Raw genomic sequence first — 25,495 nt, 5'->3', positions numbered from 1 at the left:
GATCTGTTGCGGTGTACCGAGGCGGTCGCTGATAACGTAATACACCCCGGCCTGCGTGCCGTGCAGTTTCAGTGCAACGAGGTTGCCGTTTTGGTAGATATAATCCCGGAGCGGGGTGCCGTCACCAACGGTTTCGGCGATCAGGCGGCCCTGGAGGTCGTAGTGGAAATGGGTGGTTGTGCCGGAGACGGTCTTTTTCACCCGTCTGCCAAAGGGATCATAGGCGTATTCCGCAACGGTCGTCGCATCCTGCTCGACTTTGATCAGTCTGCCCAGTGGGTTGTAACTGTATGTGTACACCCCGTCCGAGGTGATTCTGCCGCTATTGTCGTGGACATAGCTGCGCACGGAGCTGTCCGGGCGGGTGACGTAGTTCAGGCGGTTATTACCGTTTACGGTCACGTATTCGGTGCGGCCTCGGGAAATCTCCGGTTCTGTGATACCGTCAATGGATTTCACGCTGCCGTCAGGGTAATATTCATACTGATAATCAAGCACCTGTGCGTTGATCCGGCTGATGCGGAAATAGCCGTCCGCATAGCTGCGGTCCACAGTGAGCAGGTTGTTGCCGAAAACAAAATCCTCTTCCGGGCCAAAGGGAAGATAGCTCAGGTTTTGCGTCGCAGTCTGTCCGTCAATCAGGATGGCGGAGATATCGCCGTTGTCATACCGTTGCACCGTGACCTGCGTACCAGTCGGGTAGGTGATGCCGGTGATTTCATTGCGGTCATTGTACGCATACACGGTGTGATAGGCGATACCGTCCGTTGTTCTGCTTTCACGGGTGACATTGCCGAGGGCGTTGTACTGCCAGGATATCCCGCCGCCAGCATCGGTGAGAGAAGTCAGACGGCCTTTGCCGTGCAGGGCAGCAGCTTCGTCATAAGTGAAGGTGAGATTCTGCGCTGTATCCGGTGGGTTGAAGGAAACCGTGAGAGGGCGGTTCAAAGCATCGTAGGTGTACTGCACCGTTGTGCCGTCCGCATCAATGCGCGAGGTCAGATTGCCTGCTGCATCGTAATCGTAGGACGTTGCACCGCTGTCCTGGGAAACCCGGTTCCGCAGCCCGCCAAAATCGTCAGAGCTGTAGGTCGTGACTGCATTTTCCGGATCAATCGCCTGCGCCGGATTATCAGCGCTGTCATAGCCGAACTGCGCCACTCCGGTATCAGGCCGGGTCTCCTGCGTGAGCCGGTTCAGGGCATCGTAGAGAAACGCCGTTGTTCTGCCCAGGGCATCGGTCAGCGCGGTGAGATTGCCGTTCGCGTCGGTCTCCCGCAGGATAAAGGTTCCGTCCGGGTTGATACTTTTTCGCAGCCGGTTGAAGGCATCATACTCATAGCTCAGAGACCGTTTCAGCACCCCGCCGGGATCATGATGCTCTTCCGAGAGCAGATTCCCTTCGCTGTCGTATGAGAACTCCTGAGTGTTGCCGAGCTGATCTTCAACTGTTTCGACCAGATCAGCCGCAGTATAGCTCAGGAAAATTCGGTTTTTCAGGCCGGGCGGGATGATTTCCGTGAGATTGCCGACCTTGTCGTAGCTGTAGGAGGTGATTTTTCCGTCAACGGTTTTGCCGGTCAGACAACCCCGTGGATCATAAGCGAGCTGCGTGATGACACCGTTTGCATCGGTTATCTGTCCGGGCTGCCCGAAGTTATTAGTTGCCTTTAAAAAATGGGATTATCTTGAACAATAACGGGTAAGGTGTATGTATCTGTCCATTATTGTCAAATTTCATTACACAGATTTTTCCGGCATTATTACCGTCAGCATAAGCTATATAAGGGGTATCGCCTAAAAAAGTAAGGCTAATCCAGTGAGCTTCTCCTGATGAAAAGCCGGGCTTACCGACGTAACGCCAATTACTCCCGTTAAATTTGATCACACTGGCTTTTTCTTCGTTTGCATCATCTAGAAAGGCAAGATAGGGGATGCCGTCAGAGAAGGCTATGCCGGTATAATGACCAACATAGCCCGTAAAAATATCACCTATAGGAATCCAGTTATTGCCGTCAAACTTCATCACGCTTATTCTAGAATTAGAATATAGCATTCCGCCGTTAGAATAAGCCAGATAGGGAACATTTCCAGAAAAAGCAAGGCTGATATTATAAGCCGGTTCGATAGAAAAGCCAGCATTACCAACTTGCACCCAAGAGTTACTGTCAAATTTCATTACGCTGGCCTTTCCTGAGTTACTGCTGTCATGATATGCTACATAGGGGACATTGCTTAAGAAAGACAGATTCGTGTGCATGGCATTTCCAGCAGAAAATCCGGCATTGCCTACTTGAACCCATTGATTACCATTAAATTTCATGACATTAGCTTTTCCTGGAGTAGCAAGATCATAACCGGAATACGCCACATAAGGAACATCGTCGGAAAAGGCGAGACTGATAAAGTGAGCACTTTCAGCAGAAAAACCAGCGCTGCCCAGTAGTACCCAATTGGTACCGTCAAACTTCATTACACTTGCCTTATTTTCATTGGCACTATCAAGAAAGGCCACATAGGGAATATTATTAGAAAAAGCAAGACTGGTATAAGCCGCAGCCCCTGATGAAAAACCGGCAGCACCAACCTGAGCCCAATTGCTGCCATCAAACTTCATTACACTTGCTTTCCCTCCGTTACCGTCATCAATATAAGCGACATAAGGGATGTTACCGGAGAAAGCGAGGCTGATAAACCTACTCCTGTCAGCTGAGAAACCCGGCTTGCCGACATAATTCCATGCAGCCTGCACAGAGTGGGGAGAAAAGAAAAATATACAATATGTTAGAACAAAAAAACTCCAAAAAGGATAATTCCTTCTGGAAGAAAGAAGATATTTCGCTTTCTTCCAACTTAACAGATTTCTTCGTAAATATAGTGAGAAAAAAAATAGTGCCTGCCTCATTTCAGTTCACCTCTGTCTGTGAATATTTGTCGAGTACATTTCCCTGTTAACGAAAACGGGGCAATCTGTCAATACAAATTAAAGGGAAGAACAGGCAGTTTGGGAGAGGAGATAACCAGCGATCTGTGAAATTTCATTGCGGCGCAAGGAAATTTATGGGGCTGCCTTTCTTTTTTTGAGCAAGATTTTTTTAAGAAGAGCGCAAGGGAAATAGAGTAACCCCCTATTCCTGTACATCATAAGCTATGATATCGCGGAGAGCAAAGAGGCTGTGTTGCAATACGTTCGGGTGCCTCAGTCCTGATCATGCGTCTTTCAGATTTAGTGAAAATATGCTATTGATAAAGAAGAATATAACTCCGTAGCTCTAAACTCCACCAAGCAAGATGATTTACCTTGTATAACTTCTGCGAGGAAGCACCTATGAATACTGCCGATCAATCAAAGAAAAAAAAACAGCAAGATCGTTCAGCAACTGTTTCCCGGCTGAAAACAATGAAAACCTACCTTGCCAGCCTCATGGATGAAGCTGACTCAGCCAAGCTTATGCATTGTAGCCCGGCCATTATTGAGCCGATCTTTAACGGCGCAACCATGATGAACCCGGCCTCGCTGTTCCTGAACACCGGTTCAGCAGAGGATATGGATTATATTCGTCGCCAGGCATTGAATCATAATGAAGAATTTTCCCTGGCAACTTCGGGACACACCTGCCATTTTGATGGCCCTAAGGATCAGGGCCGTGATACAGCGAATACCAAATATCTTGCTCACTCTGCGACCCCAATCAGCTCGCTCCAGCAAAAGCTTGAACACCGGGCAGGCCTGGTTGAAGTGCGTACCATCATGGATGATCTCATGGTTAATAAGGAAATGATTGTCTCCTTTATCTCCCGTGGCCCTATTGGCAGCCAGGTTTCCGACCCCACCCTTCAGATTACAGATTCCTATTACGTCATTCATAGTGAATACCTGCTGTATCGCATGGTTGACCCGGAAACCTTTTCCCGTGATGTGGAGGAAAAAGGCTACCTCTTTATCAACTATCATAGTGCGGGCGAATTGACAGCTGACCATGTCTCTGCCCATCTTGAGCAGCGGCGTATCTATATGGATGTGGAACGTTTCCATTCCTACAGTGCGAATAACCAGTACGCTGGCAACTCCATTGCTCCCAAAAAGATTAATCACCGTTTTGCCAATATGAACAATCTGCGCCGTCATTTTGGCACGCGGCTGGATGAACATATGTTTATCACAGGCTTTGCCGTTGATGGCGACATGGTGTATTTTGCCGGAGCCTATCCCAGTGGTTGTGGCAAGACCGGAACCGCTATGACCGGAGATGCCCTGATCGGTGACGACTTGGCCAAGATCTTTATTGATAAGGACAGCGGTGAGGTACGGGCTGTTAACCCGGAAAAAGGTATGTTCGGGATTATCGAAGGCGTGAACCGGCAGGATGACCCGGAAACCATGGATGTACTGGAACGGGAAGGCGAAGAGGTTATTTTTTCCAACTTACTGATCCATGCACAAAAACCGTTCTGGCAGGGTTGTGACTATGAGTTGCCGGAAACAGGACGCAATTTCGCAGGTAAGTGGAGCAAGGACTCTGGTCAGCCTATGTCCCATAAAAATGCCCGTTTTACCATTTCTCTGGATACACTGGCTAATTATTCTCCGGCAACGGAAAATCCTGAAGGCGTCAAACTCAGTGCTCTGGTCTTTGGCGGGCGGGATTATACCACCATGCCCACCATTATTATGGCCCATGACTGGATGAACACGATTGTGCATGGAGCCATTATCCGGTCTGCAACCACTGCCACAGAGCTTGGTGCTGATGGCAGTGAAAAACGTTCTCCTTTTGCCAATGAGGCTTTTTTCCCTGGTCCGCTGGGACAGTATATCAGCCATTATAAGGCCTTTGGAGAAAATCCAGCTCTTAACAAAGATTGTCTTCCCAGTGGTTTTCAGGTCAATTACTGGCTTCATAAAAAAGCCCGCCGTGCCCTTGCCCCTGGCGAAGAGGATGGGCTGCTGGGCGAAAAACAGGACACCCAGGTCTGGATGCGGATCATGGCCCTGATGCATCAGGGAAAGGTAGAAACCATCTGGACACCTATCGGATGCATTCCCAAATACCATGATCTGGAGCAGCTCTTTAGCGAGTTACTTGGCAAGGAATACAGTGAAGAACTCTATACCTATCAATTTTCCCTGTATATTGAAAACCTGATTCGCAGGATTGATATGTCCCTTGAAGAATTTGCTAAAGAGCATGGCATGCCGGAAGAATTTTTCCATACCCTTGATACCTGGAGACGTGATTTACGCGCTTTGGAATCTCTTGTCGGGCCAGTGGTCACCCCGGCACAGATGATAGAATACGCTGCTGCGCATATGGTCTGAGTATTACCAACGCAGCTGGCAAAGTCCAGCATTTTTCAGGTTTGGCCCCGGTCAGCAAGCCAGGGGAATGGAGCCTTTTAACGAAAAATTTCAAATACTTTTTATGGATATATGAAACATGCTTTTTTTGATACATAGATCAGGAAGACAACCCAAGACTGCTTTTCGCGTCATCCTCCGACATCCCTGAAGCGACAAGGGCCTGTACCGCTCTGTCCAGGGCCCTGTCCTTCTCCGCCAAGACTTTTGCATTCTCCGCCAGAGTTTTTGCGTTCTCCGCCAAGGCTTCATCCTTTTCAGCGAGAGCTTTATTTTTCTCCTCAAGAGCCTTTTCCCGCTGTATCACGGTACGTTCCAGCGATTCCAGCTCGTCAAGGATATCATCTTCCAGGTCCATTGTCTCGCAGACATCCTGTTCAGCCCCGGCCTTGACAAGGCGGCGGATCACTCTCTGGAATTCCTCTGGATAGTCTGCCTCGTCCAGATTCAAAAAATGCCGACTGTCGGATGTCTGCTGGCTCTGGTCGAAGATGCTGAGGAGCACCTCCAGGTCGTTGCGGCGTTTTTCCCTGAGTCTGGGGATCTGGATGACATAGCTGTCGTGGGTGAGACTTTCTATGAATTCCTCTCTGGCCGTCAATTCCTTCTGGGTAACGGCATCAATATAGCTGCGTTCCACCTTTATCACAGGACTCGTCGTATGTTCCAGGGGGTGTCCCAGGAAGTAGATACAGATGATGGGCAGGGCCTTTTCTCTGGCCCCCCGTCAGCCTCATACACGTTGTTCTGATCCTGATAATGCCCGCCCAAATACTTGCGGAACCGCATGATATCTGTAGGCAGCTTGGCCTTCTGGATCTCAATCAGAACCAGTCTGTGGCTTCCGTCCGCCTGTCGGATCTTAGCGGAAAAATCAATCCGGAACACAGTGAGGTTGAGTCCGATCTTCTTTCTGAACTCGGTCGGTCTGAGATCAAGGGCTTCGACCTCCTGATCAAGGATTTTGGAGAGGATCAGTCTGGCGACCCGCATGTCGTCCATCAGGTATTTGAAAACAACGTCGTATATCGGATTGGCTGCTCGCATGGTTGCTCTCTCAGTTGTCGGTACATCCTGAAAACAGGATTTTTCAGATCAGGTCTAACACACTGTACTTGATAGCGGAAACAGGTGCAATGCAGATTTCTCAGAAAAACAGCCGCTGTCTCTCGGTAATGGAGGGAGAGTTTGGCCTGAGTACCCCTGAATCATCTAGGGCAGCTCATCCTTTTTTCTTGTGGAATATCCTTTCCTCTGAGAGAATGTCGTGTTACTCTCACGGCATGAAGATACATGAGACCATCACATTCCTCGGTTCTAATAAAATATTTATTATTGGTGCGTTGCTTATTTTTGCATTATCATGTTATGAGGAAGGAGTTTCTACAGCAAAAACAGTGTTTTCCTCTGAGCAACAGACGTTGGATACAAAAATCGCTCCATCCCCCAGCCTGGAAAACCGTTTGGTAAATAGTGCAACATGTGGTCGATCCTGGAAAAAGCCCCTTGCGCAAATCCACGGCAAAATACGCAATGTTGAGTACAGAACCCCGCCTTTTACCGGACGCAGGGGACTGCATCTTGATGTGGAACAAGACAATAACATACAAGTTGTGGTTCATGTTTACCCGGAAATGCTCATAGCAAGATGCCCTGCTGTCTTTCAGTTTACAGTGGGTGAGACCGTGACTGTGGAGGGCTCTGAATTCTTCACCGGCAGAGGAGGGATACAGCAAAATATCTGTGCAGCAAAAATCGCCCGAAAAAAAAATGTATTAGCCATCCGTGATCCTGTGACTGGCCAACTTGAGCGGCAATTATGCTGCCAGGCAATATGCGAAACAAACTGCACAGGCCTTCCCCCTTTGTGTGACCTGATGTGTATGGGAAACTGCCAGAAGAGAACATTAAAAGCAGTTTTTCAGAGGCTTCCTTTTTGCCCATCCTGCGACAAAGAGTATGCAACAGGCACCTCCTTTGGCCCCTGATAATAATTACTCCTCCCTTTTTTTAGAGGGGGGACAACACAATATATTTTAACGAAAAACAGAGAGAGCTATGGGTTTTCAATGCGGCATTGTCGGTCTGCCCAATGTGGGAAAATCAACTATTTTTAATGCCTTAACAGCAGCAGCCATTGAAGCTGCAAATTATCCTTTTTGCACAATTGAACCCAATGTAGGTGTTGTGCCGGTACCGGATAAACGACTGGATATATTGGCTGAATTAGCCAAAACCCGCAGCAAAGTTCCCACCCAGATGGAATTTGTTGATATTGCCGGTCTGGTCAAAGGGGCCTGTCAAGGTGAGGGCCTGGGCAATCAGTTCCTTGGTCATATCCGCCAGGTGGACGCGATTCTCCATGTTGTCCGCTGTTTTGAGGACGATAATATTGTTCATGTGGACGGCTCCATTGATCCTATCCGGGATCTGGAAGTCATCACCATGGAACTTGTTATGGCAGACCTGGACACGGTGAGTAAACGCCAGAAAAAAGCAGCAAGCCAGGCAAAATCAGGGGATAAAAAATGTATCGCAGAAGCCGCCTTTTTGGAGCAACTGCAGAACCTGCTTGATGAAGGTAAGCCGGCCCGAATGATGGAAACAGAATCCGAGCAACAGCAGGAGCTTATGCGTGATCTCTGCCTGTTGACCACAAAACCGGTCCTTTATGTGGCTAATGTCAGCGAGGAAGATATTGCTGATGGGAATGATTTTGTTACCCGGCTCAAGGAAGTCGCTGCCCAGGAAGGGGCCTCTGTGGTCACGATTGCCGGGGCTATTGAGCAGGAACTCAGCCTGCTGGATGCAGAGGAGCAGCAGGAGTTCCTTGCCGACATGGGCATGGAAGAACCAGGGCTCCATCGTCTGATCCATGCTGGTTATGATCTGCTGGGGTTGATCACCTATTTCACTGTGGGGGAAAAGGAAACCAGGGCTTGGACCATCACCCAAGGAACCCGTGCTCCGGGAGCAGCCGGAAAGATTCATACTGATTTTGAGCGGGGTTTTATCCGGGCTGAGGTTATTGCCTATGAGGATTATGTGGCCTGTGGCTCTGAGTCTGCGGCCCGTGATAAAGGGGTTATGCGTTCAGAGGGGAAGGAGTATGTGGTCAAGGATGGGGATTGTATTTTGTTTCGGTTTAATGTTTGATATGATTAATATAATAATATGGGCCTGCATGCAGGCTGCTCGTGTTAGATAAGAAAATTGGAGCAGTTACTATGGAACATGAAATAGCCAAAGCCAAGGTACTTATAGAATCCTTACCCTATATACGTGAGTTCAACCATAAAACAGTGGTGATCAAATACGGCGGTCATGCAATGGTGGACGAGGAGCTGAAGAAAAATTTTGCTCTGGACGTTATTCTGCTTAAATATATCGGCCTGAATCCGGTGGTGGTTCACGGCGGCGGACCGCAGATTAATGAATTTCTGCAAAAAATGCAGATTACCTCCAACTATATCCAGGGGATGCGGGTCACGGACGGCCCGACTATGGATGTGGTGGAGATGGTTCTGGTGGGCAAGGTGAATAAGGAGATCGTCGGCCTGATCAATCATTACGGCGGCAAGGCCGTAGGACTTTCCGGGCGGGACGGTGATCTTGTCCAGGCAAAAAAGATGAAGGTGCCTGGAAAACCGGAAACAGAGAATGCTCCACCGGAACTCATTGATCTTGGCCGGGTGGGCGAGGTAACTAAGGTAAACCCTGAGATTCTTGATACCCTGGACAGGCAGGACTTTATCCCGGTTATCGCCCCGGTTGGCGTCGGGGATGATGGACAGGCCTATAATATTAATGCTGACTTGGTGGCTGGAGCCATTGCTGCGGAGCTGGATGCTGCCAAGCTCATTCTGCTCACCGATGTGGAAGGCGTCAAGGACAGTGAAGGCAGCCTGCTCTCCTCAATCAAGAAGGAAGCCATTGAGCAGATGATTACGGATGGAGTAATCAGCGGCGGAATGATTCCCAAGCTCCGCTGTTGTGCCTCTGCCCTTAACGGAGGGGTGAACAAGGCCCATATCATTGACGGACGGCAGGAACACGCCATCCTGCTGGAGATTTTTACCCATAAGGGGATTGGGACGGAGATTACAGCATGACAGCAGCAAGTATGAAGAATACAGACTGGAAAGAAAAAGGTGATACCGTGTTTGCAGGGACCTATAGCCGGTTTCCGGCAGCAATGGTGCGTGGAGAAGGGAGCAGGCTTTGGGATGCGGACGGCAGAGAATATCTGGATTTTCTCGCAGGTATAGCAGTCTGCTCTTTAGGACATTGTCATCCAGCAGTCACTGAGGCAGTGTGTGAGCAGGCCAGGAAGCTTATGCATGTCTCAAACCTGTTCTACACAGAGCCGCAAACTGAGCTGGCTGAACTGCTTACTGAAAACAGTTTTGCAGATCAGGTTTTTATGGCCAACTCCGGTGCTGAGGTCAATGAAGCAGCCATCAAGCTTGCCCGGATTCACAGTGGCAAGGGACGTTATGAGATCATCTCCTTATCAGGCTCCTTTCATGGGCGAACCCTGGCCACGGTTGCTGCTACTGGTCAGCCCAAATTTCATCAGGGCTTTGAGCCTATGCCTGCTGGTTTTGTCCATGCTGGCTTTGGTGACCCTGATGAGCTAAAAAAGCTGATCAACCCCACAACCTGCGCTATCCTCTGTGAGCCCCTTCAGGGTGAAAGTGGTGTACGTCCTCTTGAGCCTGCATATCTGCAAAAAATACGGAACCTCTGTGATAAGCATAACCTATTACTCATCTTTGATGAGGTTCAAACCGGAATGGGGCGAACCGGCACCCTTTTTGCCTATGAACAGCTGGGAGTGACCCCGGATATCATGACGCTGGCCAAGGCCTTGGGGAATGGTCTGCCCATTGGGGCCATGCTCACCCGTTCTGATATTGCTGCTTCCTTTACAGTGGGCACTCATGCCTCCACCTTTGGTGGAAATCCGGTAGCTGCGGCAGCTGGTGTAGCGGTGATGAAGACCATGCTTGCTGCTGATTTTTTTCCAGCAATTCAGGAGAAGAGCAAGTATTTTATTCAACAACTGGAAGAGGTTGCTGCTCAATTTCCTCAGCTTTGCACCGGTGTCCGTGGGAGTGGTATGCTCCTTGCCCTGGTTCTCACTGAAAAAGGGATTGAACATGGAGCAGAGATTGTTCAGCAACTCTTTGATCGGGGCTGCCTGATTAACTTTGCCGGGATGCGGGTGCTTCGTTTTATACCACCCTTGACGGTCAGCCGAGGAGAGATTGATCAGTTAATCAATGAATTATCTGACGTTTTAGGACAGATGAGCTAAAGATATAGCACAAAGCAGGAGAAGGAAGGAATTGAGAAAGAGCTTGTCAGAAAAGAACTGCCCAAAGTGTTCGGGCAATTTGCCCGATAAAAATGAGGCCTTCGCCTTATTGTAAGGGCAGGAGCAACATGGTCTACTAGAGGCATAATCAATTGCAGTTAATACAGAGCAGGATCGCATAATCGACCAAAAGGAGTTCCACATGCAAACCCAAAAGATGACCAGCAAAGCGTATAACTGTCCTCTGACCCAAAAGCATGTACAGGTACAGTTGAATAATCAGGCTATGGACAGAGAACCAGAGGTTTGCTCCAGTATCGGTCAATGTGGTTGCGATGTTGTCGAAATCATCTACGGCATGAGCTATACAGTTGATTGGAAAAAATGCTGTTTGTATTCGATTATTAAAGGGCAGGAGCTTGCAAACTAAGCCAGCCCAATGCGATGTTTTTTTGATTCCTCTCACTACTATTAATACGCAGAGCTGATGAGTTACGATTATCTCTGTTTTCTCAGCTTCCTCTGCGGCGGTCGTGTTCCTCATCTCACGGTTGCCGCGTTTTTTTGAGGAGTAACCTGATTTCCTCCCCCCTGAATACCTTGTTTTTTTCTGTGAACATAAGGTAATATCCCCCAACTACGCTTTATTATATTTACAAGAGATCATGCTGATCAAGAATCCCCTGGAATTATATAACCATTTGGAGCAATCCAACTGCCGCCGCTGCCTGCTGCCTTCCTGCATGGCCTTTTCCGTAGCCGTGATTCAGGGGCAAAAAAAACTCAGCGACTGTCCTTTGCTGAGCACGGAAAAAATCAACGAGCTGTCCGGCGATATTGTGCAGAAAAAATCTATGAAGGAAGAACAGGATGTCTATCTTGCTTCCTTACAGGAGGAAATCGTTCGGCAAGGTCTTGATGAGATTGCCTGCAGGCTGGGCTTGTCGCTCAATCAGGAAGCTGTAGGGATACAATGCCTGGGAAAATATTTTCTGATAGACGAGCAAGGCAGGATGACATCGGAATGCCATTGCAATAATTGGGTGCATATTCCCATCATCCACTATCTCCTGCAGAGTAAAGGGCAACATCCTGTGGGAAACTGGATTGCCTTTCCTGCCATTGAGGGCGCAGGAGGAAAGGAACAGTTTTTTGCCCACCGTTGCGAGGAGGCGATGCGACGGTTGGCAGACGAACATACGGAGCTGTTTTTCGAGATTCTGGATCTCTTTGAGGCTGAAGAAATTGAGGCAACCGAAGCTGACCGGGCTCGTGTCCTCTATCCTTTGCCCGGTGTACCTTTTCTGATCAATTACTGGGCACCTGAAGAGGATTTCCCTTCAAAGTTGAATATCCTCTTTGACAGCACAGTTTCGGAGAACAGCAATGTTGAATCCGTGTATATGTTGGGAAGGGGACTGGTGGAAATGTTTCAACAGCTGATTATTCGGCATTCGCAGGGACAGCAGCTGTGACAGGTGTTGCATGTAGCTGCTTTGCCAACTCAGTATAACGGAGATGTGAAAGACGAGCATCTAGTTGAGGTGCAGCTTCTTTTTTCAGCCATTTGCTTAACGTCCGCAAATTAAACGAATCCAATGCCAATGCAGCTTGTTCCGGGAGATTACTCACCGTACCAAGAGCATCATCTTGCTGATTGGCGTAAGTGGCAATATCATCAATAAAGGTGAGTCGCAACATCATAAGCGACCATGATGTTAAATCAGCCTGACGTGCGAGCTGGGTTGCTCCCGCACTTCTTAAGTCTTCAACTTTAATTTCAGGTATTTCTGTTATACGGCGGCGACTCCACCAGTACAGATGCACAGCACTGGTCCATTTTCCGCCACATGACATACAGTTTGCAATATATCCTCTGCCAAGGCTTAACATGGCCAGTTCAGCTCTGGCACCCGGAATAGCTTTCAACTGAGCTAATGATTCAATTGTCGAGCCGAGTTCCCCATAATCTACAACAATATCAGCTATGACATCTTTTCTTAAATGTTCTTTGTCCTTCTCGTTGTTTGAAACATCTGGTGTATAGCATCTCCCGTCATGCAGACGGGCTATATATTCCGGTGTGTAATGCGTCTTATGTATCACTGAAACTTCTATTGCACGGGAAACTGTGAGATCTTTACGAAGATGTAGTCCGCATGTCGTGTCGTCTGATGCATTCAAGATTTTTTTGTGCCTTGCACAATACCCGACAGCAAGGCCCAGTGCTCCATACTGGAGTCCGTTAAACCAACAATTCTGACAGGAATGAAGTTTCATGATTTTGAGAATATTTTCTTTACAGCGGTAGATGGATCTTCTGTTTCTCGAAAATCCAGCAAATGCTCGCCCCATTGTTCCACATATCGTCTGGCCTGCATTACTTCAAATGCGTTCGGCCATTTTGCCTTTCCTTTTCCGTTGCCTTTCATCAGGGATAAGAGTTCGCTTTGGCTGATATGCCTGACTGACTCTGCTTTCGCAATTTTTACGAAAGTATGCCAGACAGCACCATTTGAAAAGTTTTCAGCAAGCTCATATTCCTCTGATGTTGACAGGTACGGTGTTTCTCGGCCAGGTCCCTCGAAATACATAACGTGACGAACAATAGAATCATCTGCCGATGGATTCGGGATACAGACAGCGTCTTGTGAATCGCCCCTGAACAAAGGATCCTTGGACATTTTCCATTTTTTATGAGCAGTCATCGGCTTTCAGCTACCATTGTTACCCAATCAGACAGGTCTTGCGCTTCAGCTCCTCAATCAGCACTGATTCATTTTCCGCATAGTCAATAGGCAACTCTATCAAATGAACACCTGGGGTGTTGAGGCAATGCTCCAGCACTTTTGCAAGCTGTTCCTGATCCACGCCACGATATCCCCGGGCACCATAGCTTTCCGCATATTTGACAAAATCGGGATTACCAAAATCAAGACCGAAAGAGGGGAATCCCATACCTCCCTGTTTCCACTTGATCATGCCCAAGCCATCATCCCGGAGCAGGAGGATGGTCAGATCCAGTTTGAGCCGAATCGCAGTTTCCAGCTCCTGTGAGTTCATCATAAAACCCCCATCGCCGCAAATTGCAACCACCTTTTTCTCAGGGAAAAGCATTTTAGCGGCAATAGCCACTGGCAAACCAGCCCCCATGGTCGCCAGGGCATTGTCCAGAAGTACAGAAAAGGAATCTGTGGATCGGTAATTACGGGCAAACCAGATTTTATACATTCCGTTATCCAACGAAAGAATAGAATCCTTGTCCATAAGTTCCCGCAGAACCCGGGTGAGCTGTTGCGGTGTATACGGAAATGTGGCAGGCAAGGTACGCTTGTACACATTTTTGTCGATCTCTTCTTTGAGCAAACGGAAATACCCCTCTCCGGCAAGGGAATCCGGTTTGATACGCGCTGTCAGGCGTCTGAGGGAATCGGCAATATCTCCGATGACCTCATACTGCGGGAAATACACCTCATCAAAGATAGCACTGAAGTAGTTGATGTGGATAACCGTGAGCCCGTTCTTTCTCATAAAAAAAGGAGGTTTTTCCACCACATCATGCCCGACATTGATGATAACGTCTGCCTTGCCAATAGCACAATGCAGGTAATCATGATCAGAAAGGGCAGCTGTACCAAGACAGCGAGGATGAACCTCGTTCGCAGCTCCTTTACCCATCTGGGTGGAAAAAAAGTAAATTCCAGTCTGTTCAATAAGCTGTTCCAGGGCCGGGCCTGCCTGCTGATGGCGGTTGCTTGCCGCAGCAATGAGGAGCAGCGGATTTTTTGCCTGTTTGATGATTTCTGTTATCTCGTTCACAGCCCTGTCCGAGGCATAGGCTGAACGGACCGGGGTGACTGGAAAGGGACGGACAGCAGTCTGTTCCTCCGCAATATCTTCAGGCAGTTCCAGGTGTACTGGCCCGGATTTCTCCTGCACTGCAACCCGGAATGCCTCACGAACCAGGATTGCAATGGAATCAGCCCCAACAATCTGGCGGGTCATCTTGGTGATAGGGGCCATCATGGAGACGACATTAATAATTTGAAAGCGTCCCTGTTTGGAGGTCTTGATGGGCTTTTGACCAGTAATAAAGAGGCAGGGCATACCGCCCAGCAGGGCATAGGAGACACTGGTGACAAAATTGGTCGCTCCTGGCCCGAGAGTGGCAAGGCAGACGCCGGGTTTTCCAGTGAGTCGGCCATAGGTTGCAGCCATAAAACCAGCTGCCTGCTCGTGCCGGGTCAAAATGAGCTGGATAGACGAGGTACGCAAGGCTTCGAGAAAAGCAAGATTTTCTTCACCCGGAATACCGAAGATGTATTCAACCCCTTCATTCTCAAGGCATTTGACCATGAGTTCTGCGCCGTTCATGATACATCTTCTCCGTGAAATGAGATTTTATAGTATGAAGCTGTAACAAGTAACTGTTTCAGTCAATTTGTCGAGAGCTGTTCATAGCCTGGCAATATCCCTTTACCAACTTGAGACGCTCAGGGAGCGGTAAGCGGAAATACATAGGGCTTTGCATTAATATACGTATAGCATCACGGAAGTTCATTTTGGCACCTGCACCTCTATCTTGGACTACTTATTTTCTTGCAAGATAAAGACCAGAAGATAAGGCAATCTTTTTATCATGGTCTTGCTAACACAATGCCATAATAAAAATACTCCTGACTTCCCTATTCCTTCATACAGGCTTGGTAAGCGATTTGCACGCAACTCGTTATCAAAACAAGAAAAAGTTATCGCCAACACGCCCCTCCATCGTGATACAGCATTCTGTTAACAGAGGAGCATACTACACAGCTCATTCTGCCTTGTCAAGATTCTGCCTCATACCTTATGGCTCAGCAAGAGAAGGCTGGCAAGAAGCAGCTTTACGAACGCCACAGGAATCTATTATACTGCGCAAAAGGTACTGGAAGAAATACGTCGTCAGTATTTCCGCTGAAAAAACATTTTATAAGGACGAACACATCTTGACGCAACAACCGCTTATCCTCCACACTGATTGGTCATGTTCCTGGGGTGGTCAGGAAATACGTACCCTTACTGAATTACGAGAACTGAAGAAATTAGGATTCCGGGTCGGAATGGTTGTTCGAGAGGGAGCAGAACTTGCCCGGCGCGGCCAAGCCGAGGGCATACCGGTCCACTACATTGACTTTTCTTCCAAGTTTAACCTTGCTGCCTGGCGGGATCTCTACAAGCTGATTCGTCGTCTCCAACCCGCAGTGATTAACACGCATTCCTCAGAAGATTCCTGGATGGCTGGCTGCCTGGCACGAATTTGCCGGGTGCCTCTGGTCATTAAAACCCGGCATGTGCTGGCCCCGATCTCGTCCTCATTGAGCTACAACGCCTTTGCCCATCGGATCTTTGCCTGTAGCGAGTCCATTGCCCATCAATTAGCAGAACAAAGGGTGGACAAGGAAAAGATTATTGTCCAGTCCACTGGGATTGATGAGCAACGGTTTCGCTTTTCTGCGCAAGATCGCAAGGAGGTCCGCGCACAATACGGTATCACAGACCAGGATATCCTGGTGGGGAATATTGCTTTCTTACGGGAGTATAAAGGGCATCAGTTTATAGTAAAAACAGCCGCAACAATGCCGGAAAACTATAAGTTCATGATCGTAGGCGGAGGGGACGATCGTCCAATCCTGGAGAAAGATATTGCTGAAGCAGGGGTTGGAGACCGCTTCATCCTTACCGGGCATAAAGAAGACCCGGAGCGTTACTTTTCTGCGCTGGATATTATCTTCTTTTCCTCCTATGAAACCGAAGGCATTTCCCAGTCTTTTATTCAGGGCTTGCTCTATGGTATTCCTTTGTTGGTCTGCCGCACCCCTTCTCTTCTTGAGCCTCTGGAGTTTGTGCGTCATTACCGTGCGGTTGACTATGGTGATCTGGCCGCAGCCAGACAAGGCTTACTGGAACTGGCAGAGCATCTTCAGCGGGATGAGAAGATGATTGAGGAGCAGCGGCAGGACATTGCCGGGAAATACGGGCTGAGGGCTATGGTGCAGAATATCCTGCGGGTGTATGCGGAACAGGGGATTAAAGTTGAGTCCCGGTCTTGAAAGACCGGCATATTGCTTCTAGTCGACAGCAACACCCGCCTCTTCTTTCTTCTTATGTTTAGCATAACATAACAAATGGTATTTATAGAGTGTCTTCTTGGTCGGTAAGGACAAACTGTCTATCCATTTCATTTTACCGGTAAAACCTCTTTTTCTGATCGTTTTTAAAGGACAATCAGGGTGATCTTGATCAAGAGGGCAAGCATAGGCTAATGCAATGAGTTTGGATCTGTATTCTTCCTCGCTTATTGAATGTATCATGTTCCGATCTCTCTCTGTCGTCGCGTTCTGGTTGAAGTGATTTACTTTGTTTCACTGATTGCTCAAAATGTGGTATCACCAGAGAGAGTAGCATAAATTGTTCCTACAGGACGACTATTTTGTAAAGTTATGACACCTTGGTCATGAAAGAGAAGCCTTTCTGTTTCTCCGGGTGATAACAGAGCACTATCCTTACATCTTCGTTTTTGTTTTATATTTTATATACAAAGGTCAATATATTGAACCATACGGGGTGGTTACTTTCTTTACACCGCACTATAGCAACCGGGTTATTTGTAATCAATATAATTTTCTGTGAATAAGCACAAATAATTGCTGCTCAGTATATCATGACATCTTTTCCAAGGGCGCGATGACGGGACAAGCTGCCAGCAAGCCGTGCCCCAGACAAGCACTATACTCCAATTGAGTAAAGCGTTATGCTCGAATTGAGACAAGTACTATACTCGAATAGAGCAAAGCGTTATGCTCGGATTGAGCAAAGCACTATGCTCGGATTGAGACAAGCCCGATACTCCTCCTGCTGCACTGACGCACCGGCCTTTTTCTACTGATCAGCAGAGAAAAAGAAAAAAATCGTTGACAGAACCGTCATGCCGCCCTAATCTGCAACTTATCTCCATTAAATCAACTCTCTCACCCACATTTTTTAGAGGAGAAAAGCAATGCTCACGATTCAGTGGCGTGCTGTCGTTAACGCCCTTACCAAACCCCTGTCCTACCGCATCCTGTTTGTCCCGCGCAACACCGCAGGGTACGATGAAATGGCTACGGATATTTCATTGACTCATCCCAACTACAATGCGGATCTGATCCGTTCTCTTGCGCCCCTGATTTTTGATTGGATACTCCAGCGCATGAGCAACGGTGACCAGGTGACCCTGAAAGACGCCTTCCGCTTTTGTCCCACCTTTACCGGTCGTCTGAATTCGCCGGACGATCCCTTGCCTGACAATGATGATCTGCTGGGCGTGAATGTTTATCCCTCGCGGAGCCTGTTGCAGCGGCTGCGCACGGCAGCACGGTTCACCCGCCTGCCCATGGTGCAGAAACAACCCCTTATCACTCTGGCTGACGACACCAAGACCAAGCTGGCCGATGTGCTCAACCCCAAAGGTGTCCTGCGTCTGACCGGCAGCAACCTGGACTTTGACGAAGACGATCCAGACTGCTGTTGCACCATCACAGGCACGGAGAGCGGTGCAACTAAGCAGAGCACCTTTGCCATGATCTCCAACACCGAGATTTTGCTGGTTCCCGACATCCTTGCTCAGACCAACCCGTGGAATAATGAGTACACGGTCACGGTGACAACCCAGTATACAGAACACGGCACCGAGCGCAGTGGCACCTATCAGCGCAGACTGCGTACCCCGCTGGTGGTCCCCGGCCTGGGACACTCCAATCCGCCCGCAACCGGTATCCTGACCGACAATGCGGCCACTCCCTATGTGAGTATTATTGGAGGCTCGCTGAACGCAAACGAACGCCTGCGTATTCAGGCGGTTCTTTCCCCGTCAGCAGACCAGGTGTTCTTCAGCCTGTTGGATATGAAGGAAGGAGGCGCAACCGGGGCGGAAACAGCGGTTACCCGGAACGGAAACTACGCAGTGCAGGGCTTCAGCGGCTCTGCCGTGAGCAGCCTGGATATCACAGTTAATGACTATGATGTCCTCAAAGCAATGATCCGCGACCACTACAGCGGCAGACTGGTGGATATTCTTGATGTGGCGGTGGGGTAATCTACAGCAAAGGAGAATCTCTATGGATGTAAAAGCAGCAGTGAAACTGGCTAAAGAATATATCCTTTATCTTTTTGATGAGGAAGAGATAAACAACCTCGGCCTGGAGGAAGTTGAATTCTATGAGGGAGAAGAGGCATGGTCGGTTACAGTCGGTTTCTCACGCCCGTGGGAGGTGCCCAACGATACAATTCTTGCATCTCTTGCGAAGCCGCCCGGTCGCTCGTATAAAATTGTGCGCATTGACGATAAAGCAGGACAAGTGAAGAGTGTCAAAAACCGTGCGGTGCCTTCTTGAAAGGCGTTCCACTCCTCATAGACACCAATCTGTTGGTGCTGTTCATCGTCGGTGCGGCTGACAGGGAGTACATTCCCAAGCACAAGAAGCTGACTGCGTTCACCGTTGAGGACTATGACGTGCTGGTCGAGATCGTCTCAGGGGCTTCGGAGGTACTGGTCACGCCGAATACCCTCACGGAGACCTCTAATCTGGCAGCATATATCGGCGAACCTGCCCGGAGCAAGGTGCTGAATGTTCTGCGTACGGTGATTACAAACTCGCAGGAACGCTATATACCCAGCAGCTCAGTGGCCCGGCGTAGTGAATTCCTTTGGCTGGGGCTTACAGATACCGCCTTGCTTGAGACAGCTGAGAAAGATGTCACCCTGCTGACAACGGACTTCAACCTATACAACGCCGCACTGGCAAAAGGTGCTAAGGCATTCAACTTAAATCATCTTCGGGATAGGTATTTCTAGGCGGCAGGCTGGTGGATATGCTGGAGCTAAAGAAGGCATAAGGGCTTGTCAGGCCCAGCAGGGCGTATATTAAACATCATTTATGTTGATCCATTATTTCTCAGACCTCCATGTCGAGTTCGGCAGCGGAGAACTCGCCAGGCGACTGGCGGGCAACAGGGACGCGGATGTGATTATCTGTGCCGGAGACTTGAAGCCGTCCGGTAAGGTGGGCCGCTATCTGCACCTGCTGGACGACCTCACCCACTGCCCGTTCCTCTTTGTTCCGGGCAACCACGAGTATTACGGAACCGGAAAAGAAAAGCTGGATAAGGAGTTGGCGGAACAGCAGTACTCCAATGTCCGCATCCTGAACCGGTCAACAACCCACATCCACAATGTCCTCTTTATCGGTGCCACGGGCTGGTGGGAAGAGACGTCCATGATGGCGCGCTTGCTTATGAATGATTTCGTTGCGATCCACGACATCTATCAGGCCGAATACGGAAATGAATGGGGAAGGAAGGACGAACAGTTTTTTGTGGAGACCCTGCACCGGGCCACAGAGGAGCAGGTCGTCTGCATCAGCCATCATGCGCCCAGCTGGAGAAGTTTTGCTCCATCAGAAGCATGGCGGTTGAAGAACGACTGTTACGCCAACCATTGGGAGGATATCATCATGGAGTATCAGCCCGCAGCCTGGATCCACGGCCATATCCATGAGCCCTCCAACGACTATCTGCTGGGGAAAACCAGGGTGCTCAGTAACCCCTACGGGTACCTTGATGCCGATAGGTTGAATCCAGACTGGGATGAACAGGCTGCGGTTGAGATCTGACCATCCTCAGTTTGACTGTGAAATCCCTGCGGACGAACTGACCGGTATGCTGGAAACAGCTCATCTGCTCCGATCTCTAAAGAAAGCAAAACGATTGCTTGCCGCACTTGATCGGGTAAAGGGCGGTACTTCGGGCTCTCCGCAACCCCTTGATGATTACTGAACTCCCTCCTGTCCCCCAAAACCGATCTCAACATACGGCGCAGGATCCACCAATCCAGCCTCGGCAAAGCCCTGCAACCGCAGGATGCAGGCATCGCAATGCCCACAGGCAAGGCCGTTCACCGGATCATAACAGCTGTGAGTCACTGAATAATCCACCCCCAGCCGGGTTCCCACCTCAATGATTTCTTTTTTACTCAGCTCAATCAGGGGCGCATGCAGCGTAAACGGTGATCCGGTGCTGCCCTCCTTGGTGCCCAGGTTAGCAGTTTGCTCAAAGGCATTGAGGAATTCAGGCCGACAGTCGGGATAGCCACTATAATCCACCGCATTGATACCAAGAAAGATGTCCGTGGCCCCTATCACCTCGGCCCAGGCCAGGGCATGGGACAGGAAGATGATATTGCGGGCCGGGACATAGGTCACTGGTATATCCTGCTCCATCTCCTCCACCTCCCGATCCTTGGGCACGGCAATGTCCGAGGTCAGGGCAGAGCCACCAATCATTCCTAAATCCAGGCGTAGGACAAGATGCTCTGCCGCCTCCATGTGTTGGGCAATGGCTGCTGCCCGCTGGAGTTCTATATCCTGCTTTTGCCCGTAGCGAAAGCTGAGGCAATGGCATTGAAAGCCCCTGGAGCGGGCAATAGCCAGGACCGTGGTGGAGTCCAGGCCGCCACTGAGGAGAATAACGGCTTTTTTGCGTTGGGTGTTCATTCTATGTATCTTCCTTTCTTGTTACTGCTTTTGCAGTTCTTGCTGATAGATGGGACAAATTTCTAAGGGTGATGTAATTCGTACTTCTTCCGGGCTGACCTTAGCGCGATAGGCAAGCACTTCCACTCCTTGCTGCTGCACCTCGACCAGAGTTTCAGCGTGCAACGGATCAATATGGCGGGCCGGGGCAAAACAACGGCCATCAGAGCGCTGGACACAAAACAGGACCGCAGCCCGTGTTCTTTGATCAAGCAACTGGGCAAGCTCATGAAGATGCCTGGTGCCTCTGGTTGTGACCGCATCCGGGAACATGGCCTTGCCCTCCTCCACCAAAGAGCAGTTCTTCACCTCAACAAAGACTGGACCGCCCTGTGTTTGGAGGAGAAAGTCCAGGCGGCTCTTATCTGAAACCTTGATCTCAGGCTGTATTGATATGATGGGGTCGAAAACATCAATAATCCTGTTTTGCAAGGCCTCATGGACCAGCTTATTGGCCATGCCGGTATTCACCCCGATCCAGACCCCGTTTTCCTGCACCATCTCCAGGGTCCATGCATATTTGCGCTTGGGATTATCCGACTTGGAAATCACCACCGGACTCCCTGGGGCAGAGCAGCCCCGCATGGCACCGGAGTTGGGACAATGGACAGTCAACTCTGTGCCGTCGGCAAGAGCGATATCAGCAAGAAAACGTTTATAACGTTTGATGAGGGTACCTGTTTGGCGGATCAAAGGGAGGAGCATAGGGGGACTTCTTGATGAGATTCAGCGGTTTTATTCTGGTCATTTGGTCTGTGAAGGAGCAGGTAAACAAGTACCATAGCGGAAAATAAATGCAATAGCTCTTTTAATGCCTGTAAAAAAGGAAGGAAGAGAAGGGCCTTCCAGCTCTCTTGCAGTACTATCATGGCAATTTTGTCGTGGTATTTTTGTCCGGTTATATGTATCATGCAACCCTTAATTATTATTCATTCACCGTGGAGACTCATTATGAACTATTCTTCTGAAGTAAAGGAGATGCACTGTGTTGTCCAGGGGGCAAACCACGGGCCTGCGCCCATCCCCCAGGAAGGACAGTGGAATCAAGTGCGTCAGATTGGAGATATTAACGGTCTGAGCCATGCTGTGGGCTGGTGTGCGCCCCATCAGGGGGCCTGCAAGCTGACGCTGAACATCAAGGACGGTATTATTGAAGAGGCCTTGATTGAGACTGTCGGCTGTACCGGTATGACTCATTCAGCTGCTATGGCTTCGGAAATTTTGCCGGGTAAAACCATTCTGGAAGCTTTGAACACCGATCTGGTCTGCGATGCCATCAACGTGGCTATGCGGGAATTTTTCAAACAGATTGCCTATGGTCGCAGCCAATCTGCTTTTTCCGAGGGCGGCCTGCCCATCGGAGCTGGCTTGGAAGATCTGGGCAAAGGGAGCTGTTCTGTTATCGGTACCACCTATGGTACCAAGGTCAAAGGCCCTCGTTATCTTGAGACAACAGAGGGCTATGTTATGGAGCTGGGCCTGGATAAAGACGATGAGATTATTGGCTATAAATTTGTCAGGCTGGGATCAATGATGGAGGCTGTCAAGAAAGGCGTTGATCCGGCAACGGCAATGGCAGAGGCCACTGGCACCTACGGCAGGTTTGCCGAGGCCGTGAAAACTATTGACCCCCGGCAGGAGTAGACATCATGGCATTGTTTGAAGGATACGAACGAAGAATTGATAAGGTCAATGCGGCTCTGGCTGAGCACGGCATTAAAGATCTTGAAGAAGCCCGCAAAATGAGCACTGATGCAGGCCTGGATGTGTACAAAATCGTCAAAGAGGTGCAGCCCATCTGCTTTGAAAATGCCTGCTGGGCCTATATTGCTGGCGCGGCAATAGCCTTGAAAAAAGGTCAGACCAAGGCGGTGGAGATTGCCTCTACCCTGGGTATTGGTCTCCAGGCCTTTTGTATTCCCGGCTCGGTAGCGGAAAATCGCAAGGTGGGTATTGGTCACGGTAACCTGGCAGCTATGCTGCTTGATGAAAAAACCCGTTGCTTTGCCTTTCTGGCCGGGCACGAATCCTTTGCTGCCGCAGAAGGAGCCATTGGTCTTGCTCAATCAGCAAATCGGGTACGAACAGAGCCCCTTCGGGTTATTCTCAACGGTCTGGGCAAGGATGCTGCCTATATCATCTCCCGAATCAACGGTTTTACCTATGTGAAAACCCAATTTGATTATGCCAGTGGAGATTTGAATATTGTTTCTCAAAAACCTTTTTCTGCTGGACCTCGGTCAAAGGTGAACTGCTATGGTGCTGATGACGTACGTGAGGGTGTGGCAATTAACCATCATGAGGGCGTTGATGTTTCCATTACGGGTAATTCCACCAACCCGACCCGTTTTCAGCATCCGGTCGCTGGTACCTATAAGAAGGAATGTCTGGAGCAGGGCAAGAAGTACTTTTCCGTAGCTTCCGGTGGTGGTACCGGGCGGACCCTCCATCCAGATAATATGGCTGCTGGTCCTGCCTCCTATGGTATGACCGATACAATGGGGAGAATGCATTGTGATGCCCAGTTTGCTGGTTCTTCCTCGGTTCCGGCCCATGTGGAAATGATGGGCTTTATCGGGATGGGGAATAATCCTATGGTTGGTGCTTCTGTTGCGGTTGCGGTTGCTATGGAGCAGGTCGCGAAATGATATCTTTCCCTCCCTTTTGGGAGGGGAAAAGAGGCTCCAGTAAGAGCTTGATTTCTTCAAGAGTGGGCTTGGCTAGCAGGCCTATCATCAAATATTGGCACCGTACGGAAGAGAAGATTGAAGTTGGGAGTTGTCTCTTTCATCAGGAGCACTGAATTGTTGCAAAAGTGATCATGACTGCTTAACAGAGGTGCAGGAAGGAGCTGAACAGTTGTGATAAATATTGATTCAGTATTGCCTCCTTCCAAACGGCCTGACCACCTTTTTCAAGGCTGCCAATATTTGGGCGAAATTGATGCTAGAGCAGCAATAAATACACCCCGGTCAGATTTGACGTGGTTGGTGATGGAGTGAGCAGCTCAAGAAAATCCACCCCGGTTTTATAACCGCTTGAGCTGCTGCTTTTTCCTTTTACTCTCACCCGAAAGGTATTTATTCCGTTGATCAGGGCCACCTTTCCCAGCTTGACGCGTTCAGCAGGCTGAACAACCTGAGAATAGGTATCATAATTTTCTAGAACAACGTTCCCGTTAACGGAAAAGTCAACTATGCCGAAATCAGGAGCCTTGGTGAAAAAGACATTCATATCTTTTACCGTATCTTTCAGGTAAAACAGATAGAATTCAACATAATCCTCGGCTGCTGTAGCAGGCAGAAAAACCTGCTGGTTCTCGCTCCATACCCCTGAAGTGAACCCTTCCATGTTCTGGATACTGGCAGTAGGACTGGATTGCGAGATAGTCAGATCTTCAAACTCAATCACATTATTTTTCTGGATAAACGGCAGAGCTGGCGGCAGATGCAGGCCCATCGTACTGCTGCGGACATCCAGTGCCACGGCATCATTTCCATACAGGGCATAATATTCATACGGTATCTTTGCATGTCCGCTATCCTCCCAGAGGGGGCCTTTTGAATTCCTTATGATAAAAAAGCCACCACCGGGATATCCGCTGTCATCGTCATAACCGACAACCACCACGGAATGACCGTCAAACACTTCATGGGCTGCCGGAACCTGAAGAACATGATCCAGGCTGAAGACCGGACTGTAGAGCCATCTTGACCCGACAGCAACAGGATGGCCTCTGTCCAGCAGATCTTTCATTGCATCAAGTTGGTCCTGGGACATCCCGGTATTTACATTCCAGTGTTTAACCCAGGCGATATAGTAGTTCTTCCTTACTGCTGCATCATTCATCGCATCAGAAGTCGGGATCGGAGGGGCACCCGGACTATAGCTTGCACCATAAGGCATGTAAGACTCCTCGCAAATCCCCTCCTGCTCCAATCCCCTGACAAGCGGTCCGAAAAAACTGCCGTCTGTAGTATTCCCTTCGATCTGATTTGCAGCCCAGTTAATATACTCCACAGACAGGTTTAGCCCAAGTTCGTGACATAAAAAGTCAAAGTTATGCAAAAACAACAAGTTGTTTATTTTTTGACTATTCCTATGGCACTACAAATTTTTATTTTGCCGGAATCGTCCTCTTGATAATCCTGCCAGGATGATGTGGCAGGCCAAGAGCGTCATATATTCTTTGTTGTCTCGGTTCCGGGC

At 49.1% G+C, this 25,495-nt stretch carries 25 protein-coding genes and 1 pseudogene; 15 read left to right on the top strand and 11 right to left on the bottom strand.

All coding sequences use genetic code 11. The features are described from left to right. A pseudogene (locus L2082_RS09635) lies at positions 1–1,362 on the bottom strand (hypothetical protein); the annotation flags it as partial. A 298-nt stretch (positions 1,363–1,660) separates the two neighbouring features. After that, positions 1,661–2,905 (bottom strand): hypothetical protein, encoded by a 1,245-nt coding sequence (locus tag L2082_RS09630; RefSeq protein WP_446008079.1) that lies wholly within the window; start codon positions 2,903–2,905, stop codon positions 1,661–1,663. Positions 2,906–3,328: 423 nt separating this feature from the next. Between L2082_RS09630 and L2082_RS09625 the strand changes: the two genes are divergently transcribed. After that, positions 3,329–5,320, top strand: a complete 1,992-nt coding sequence (locus tag L2082_RS09625) for a phosphoenolpyruvate carboxykinase domain-containing protein (protein ID WP_446008078.1) — start codon at positions 3,329–3,331, stop codon at positions 5,318–5,320. Positions 5,321–5,459: 139 nt separating this feature from the next. On the opposite strand, the gene L2082_RS09620 is transcribed toward L2082_RS09625, so the two are convergent. Both L2082_RS09620 and L2082_RS09615 read right to left on the bottom strand, forming a co-directional pair. Beyond that, entirely contained in the window at positions 5,460–5,999 is a 540-nt protein-coding gene (locus tag L2082_RS09620; RefSeq protein ID WP_446011677.1) for a hypothetical protein, read from the bottom strand. A 5-nt stretch (positions 6,000–6,004) separates the two neighbouring features. Beyond that, the gene (locus L2082_RS09615) at positions 6,005–6,406 is read right to left on the bottom strand and encodes a hypothetical protein (protein WP_446008076.1); all 402 of its coding nucleotides are present in this window, start codon (positions 6,404–6,406) and stop codon (positions 6,005–6,007) included. Positions 6,407–6,621: 215 nt separating this feature from the next. Between L2082_RS09615 and L2082_RS09610 the strand changes: the two genes are divergently transcribed. The 6 genes from L2082_RS09610 (at position 6,622) to L2082_RS09585 (ending at position 12,154) form a co-directional block, all read left to right on the top strand. Continuing rightward, positions 6,622–7,347, top strand: coding sequence for a hypothetical protein (locus L2082_RS09610; RefSeq protein WP_446011676.1), 726 nt, complete (start codon positions 6,622–6,624; stop codon positions 7,345–7,347). A gap of 70 nt (positions 7,348–7,417) precedes the next feature. After that, complete coding sequence (gene ychF / locus L2082_RS09605) at positions 7,418–8,515, top strand: redox-regulated ATPase YchF (RefSeq protein WP_446008074.1); 1,098 nt, start codon at positions 7,418–7,420, stop codon at positions 8,513–8,515. A gap of 71 nt (positions 8,516–8,586) precedes the next feature. Next, positions 8,587–9,471, top strand: a complete 885-nt coding sequence (gene argB, locus L2082_RS09600) for an acetylglutamate kinase (protein WP_446008073.1) — start codon at positions 8,587–8,589, stop codon at positions 9,469–9,471. Positions 9,472–9,482: 11 nt separating this feature from the next. Further along, positions 9,483–10,679, top strand: coding sequence for an acetylornithine/succinylornithine family transaminase (locus tag L2082_RS09595; protein WP_446008083.1), 1,197 nt, complete (start codon positions 9,483–9,485; stop codon positions 10,677–10,679). Between the two features lie 202 nt (positions 10,680–10,881). Then, positions 10,882–11,109 (top strand): hypothetical protein, encoded by a 228-nt coding sequence (locus L2082_RS09590; protein ID WP_446008072.1) that lies wholly within the window; start codon positions 10,882–10,884, stop codon positions 11,107–11,109. Positions 11,110–11,344: 235 nt separating this feature from the next. Further along, the gene (locus tag L2082_RS09585) at positions 11,345–12,154 is read left to right on the top strand and encodes a DUF3786 domain-containing protein (protein WP_446008071.1); all 810 of its coding nucleotides are present in this window, start codon (positions 11,345–11,347) and stop codon (positions 12,152–12,154) included. Here the strand turns inward: L2082_RS09585 and L2082_RS09580 are convergent. Genes L2082_RS09580 through L2082_RS09570 form a run of 3 tightly spaced genes read right to left on the bottom strand, consistent with a single transcriptional unit; the run spans position 12,123 to position 15,053 of the window. Beyond that, a complete protein-coding gene (locus L2082_RS09580) occupies positions 12,123–12,959 on the bottom strand; it encodes a hypothetical protein (protein WP_446011675.1) in 837 nt (278 codons plus the stop codon). The genes L2082_RS09585 and L2082_RS09580 overlap by 32 nt on opposite strands. Next, positions 12,956–13,387, bottom strand: coding sequence for a hypothetical protein (locus L2082_RS09575; RefSeq protein WP_446008069.1), 432 nt, complete (start codon positions 13,385–13,387; stop codon positions 12,956–12,958). The genes L2082_RS09580 and L2082_RS09575 overlap by 4 nt, the downstream gene beginning before the upstream one ends. 19 nt (positions 13,388–13,406) lie before the next feature. Then, positions 13,407–15,053 carry an acetolactate synthase large subunit gene (locus L2082_RS09570; protein ID WP_446008068.1) on the bottom strand — a complete coding sequence of 549 codons (1,647 nt, stop codon included), beginning with the start codon at positions 15,051–15,053 and terminating at the stop codon, positions 13,407–13,409. 611 nt (positions 15,054–15,664) lie between these two features. On the opposite strand from L2082_RS09570, the gene L2082_RS09565 reads away from it, so the two are divergent. Next, positions 15,665–16,768, top strand: a complete 1,104-nt coding sequence (locus tag L2082_RS09565; RefSeq protein ID WP_446008067.1) for a glycosyltransferase — start codon at positions 15,665–15,667, stop codon at positions 16,766–16,768. A gap of 18 nt (positions 16,769–16,786) precedes the next feature. Here the strand turns inward: L2082_RS09565 and L2082_RS09560 are convergent, their stop codons facing one another. Continuing rightward, positions 16,787–17,029 carry a hypothetical protein gene (locus L2082_RS09560; RefSeq protein ID WP_446008066.1) on the bottom strand — a complete coding sequence of 81 codons (243 nt, stop codon included), beginning with the start codon at positions 17,027–17,029 and terminating at the stop codon, positions 16,787–16,789. A 686-nt stretch (positions 17,030–17,715) separates the two neighbouring features. Here L2082_RS09560 and L2082_RS09555 point away from each other — a divergent pair. The 5 genes from L2082_RS09555 (at position 17,716) to L2082_RS09535 (ending at position 20,531) form a co-directional block, all read left to right on the top strand. Continuing rightward, positions 17,716–18,792: a DUF4469 domain-containing protein gene (locus L2082_RS09555; protein ID WP_446008065.1), complete on the top strand. Its 1,077-nt coding sequence runs from the start codon at positions 17,716–17,718 to the stop codon at positions 18,790–18,792. Positions 18,793–18,814: 22 nt separating this feature from the next. Beyond that, the gene (locus L2082_RS09550) at positions 18,815–19,090 is read left to right on the top strand and encodes a hypothetical protein (RefSeq protein ID WP_446008064.1); all 276 of its coding nucleotides are present in this window, start codon (positions 18,815–18,817) and stop codon (positions 19,088–19,090) included. Next, a complete protein-coding gene (locus L2082_RS09545; protein WP_446008063.1) occupies positions 19,087–19,551 on the top strand; it encodes a PIN domain-containing protein in 465 nt (154 codons plus the stop codon). Before L2082_RS09550 ends, L2082_RS09545 begins: the two co-directional genes overlap by 4 nt. Before the next feature lie 82 nt (positions 19,552–19,633). Continuing rightward, on the top strand, positions 19,634–20,368 hold the full coding sequence (locus tag L2082_RS09540; RefSeq protein ID WP_446008062.1) for a metallophosphoesterase: 735 nt from the start codon (positions 19,634–19,636) through the stop codon (positions 20,366–20,368). Then, positions 20,358–20,531, top strand: a complete 174-nt coding sequence (locus tag L2082_RS09535) for a hypothetical protein (RefSeq protein ID WP_446008061.1) — start codon at positions 20,358–20,360, stop codon at positions 20,529–20,531. The genes L2082_RS09540 and L2082_RS09535 overlap by 11 nt, the downstream gene beginning before the upstream one ends. Here the strand turns inward: L2082_RS09535 and queC are convergent. Together queC and sfsA are read right to left on the bottom strand one after the other, a co-directional pair. After that, positions 20,525–21,247 carry a 7-cyano-7-deazaguanine synthase QueC gene (gene queC, locus L2082_RS09530; RefSeq protein WP_446008060.1) on the bottom strand — a complete coding sequence of 241 codons (723 nt, stop codon included), beginning with the start codon at positions 21,245–21,247 and terminating at the stop codon, positions 20,525–20,527. The genes L2082_RS09535 and queC overlap by 7 nt on opposite strands. Positions 21,248–21,268: 21 nt before the next feature. After that, entirely contained in the window at positions 21,269–21,991 is a 723-nt protein-coding gene (gene sfsA, locus L2082_RS09525; protein WP_446008059.1) for a DNA/RNA nuclease SfsA, read from the bottom strand. A 246-nt stretch (positions 21,992–22,237) separates the two neighbouring features. Between sfsA and L2082_RS09520 the strand changes: the two genes are divergently transcribed. After that, positions 22,238–22,930, top strand: coding sequence for an iron-sulfur cluster assembly scaffold protein (locus tag L2082_RS09520; protein WP_446008058.1), 693 nt, complete (start codon positions 22,238–22,240; stop codon positions 22,928–22,930). Between the two features lie 5 nt (positions 22,931–22,935). Next, on the top strand, positions 22,936–23,934 hold the full coding sequence (locus L2082_RS09515) for a GGGtGRT protein (protein ID WP_446008057.1): 999 nt from the start codon (positions 22,936–22,938) through the stop codon (positions 23,932–23,934). 298 nt (positions 23,935–24,232) lie between these two features. On the opposite strand, the gene L2082_RS09510 is transcribed toward L2082_RS09515, so the two are convergent. Next, positions 24,233–25,306 (bottom strand): C1 family peptidase, encoded by a 1,074-nt coding sequence (locus L2082_RS09510; protein ID WP_446011674.1) that lies wholly within the window; start codon positions 25,304–25,306, stop codon positions 24,233–24,235. Positions 25,307–25,495: the final 189 nt, after the last annotated feature.

Source organism: Candidatus Electrothrix sp. (assembly GCF_052785085.1).
The sequence above is the reverse complement of the archived record's forward strand: the minus strand, read 5'-3'. Positions and strand labels throughout refer to the sequence as shown.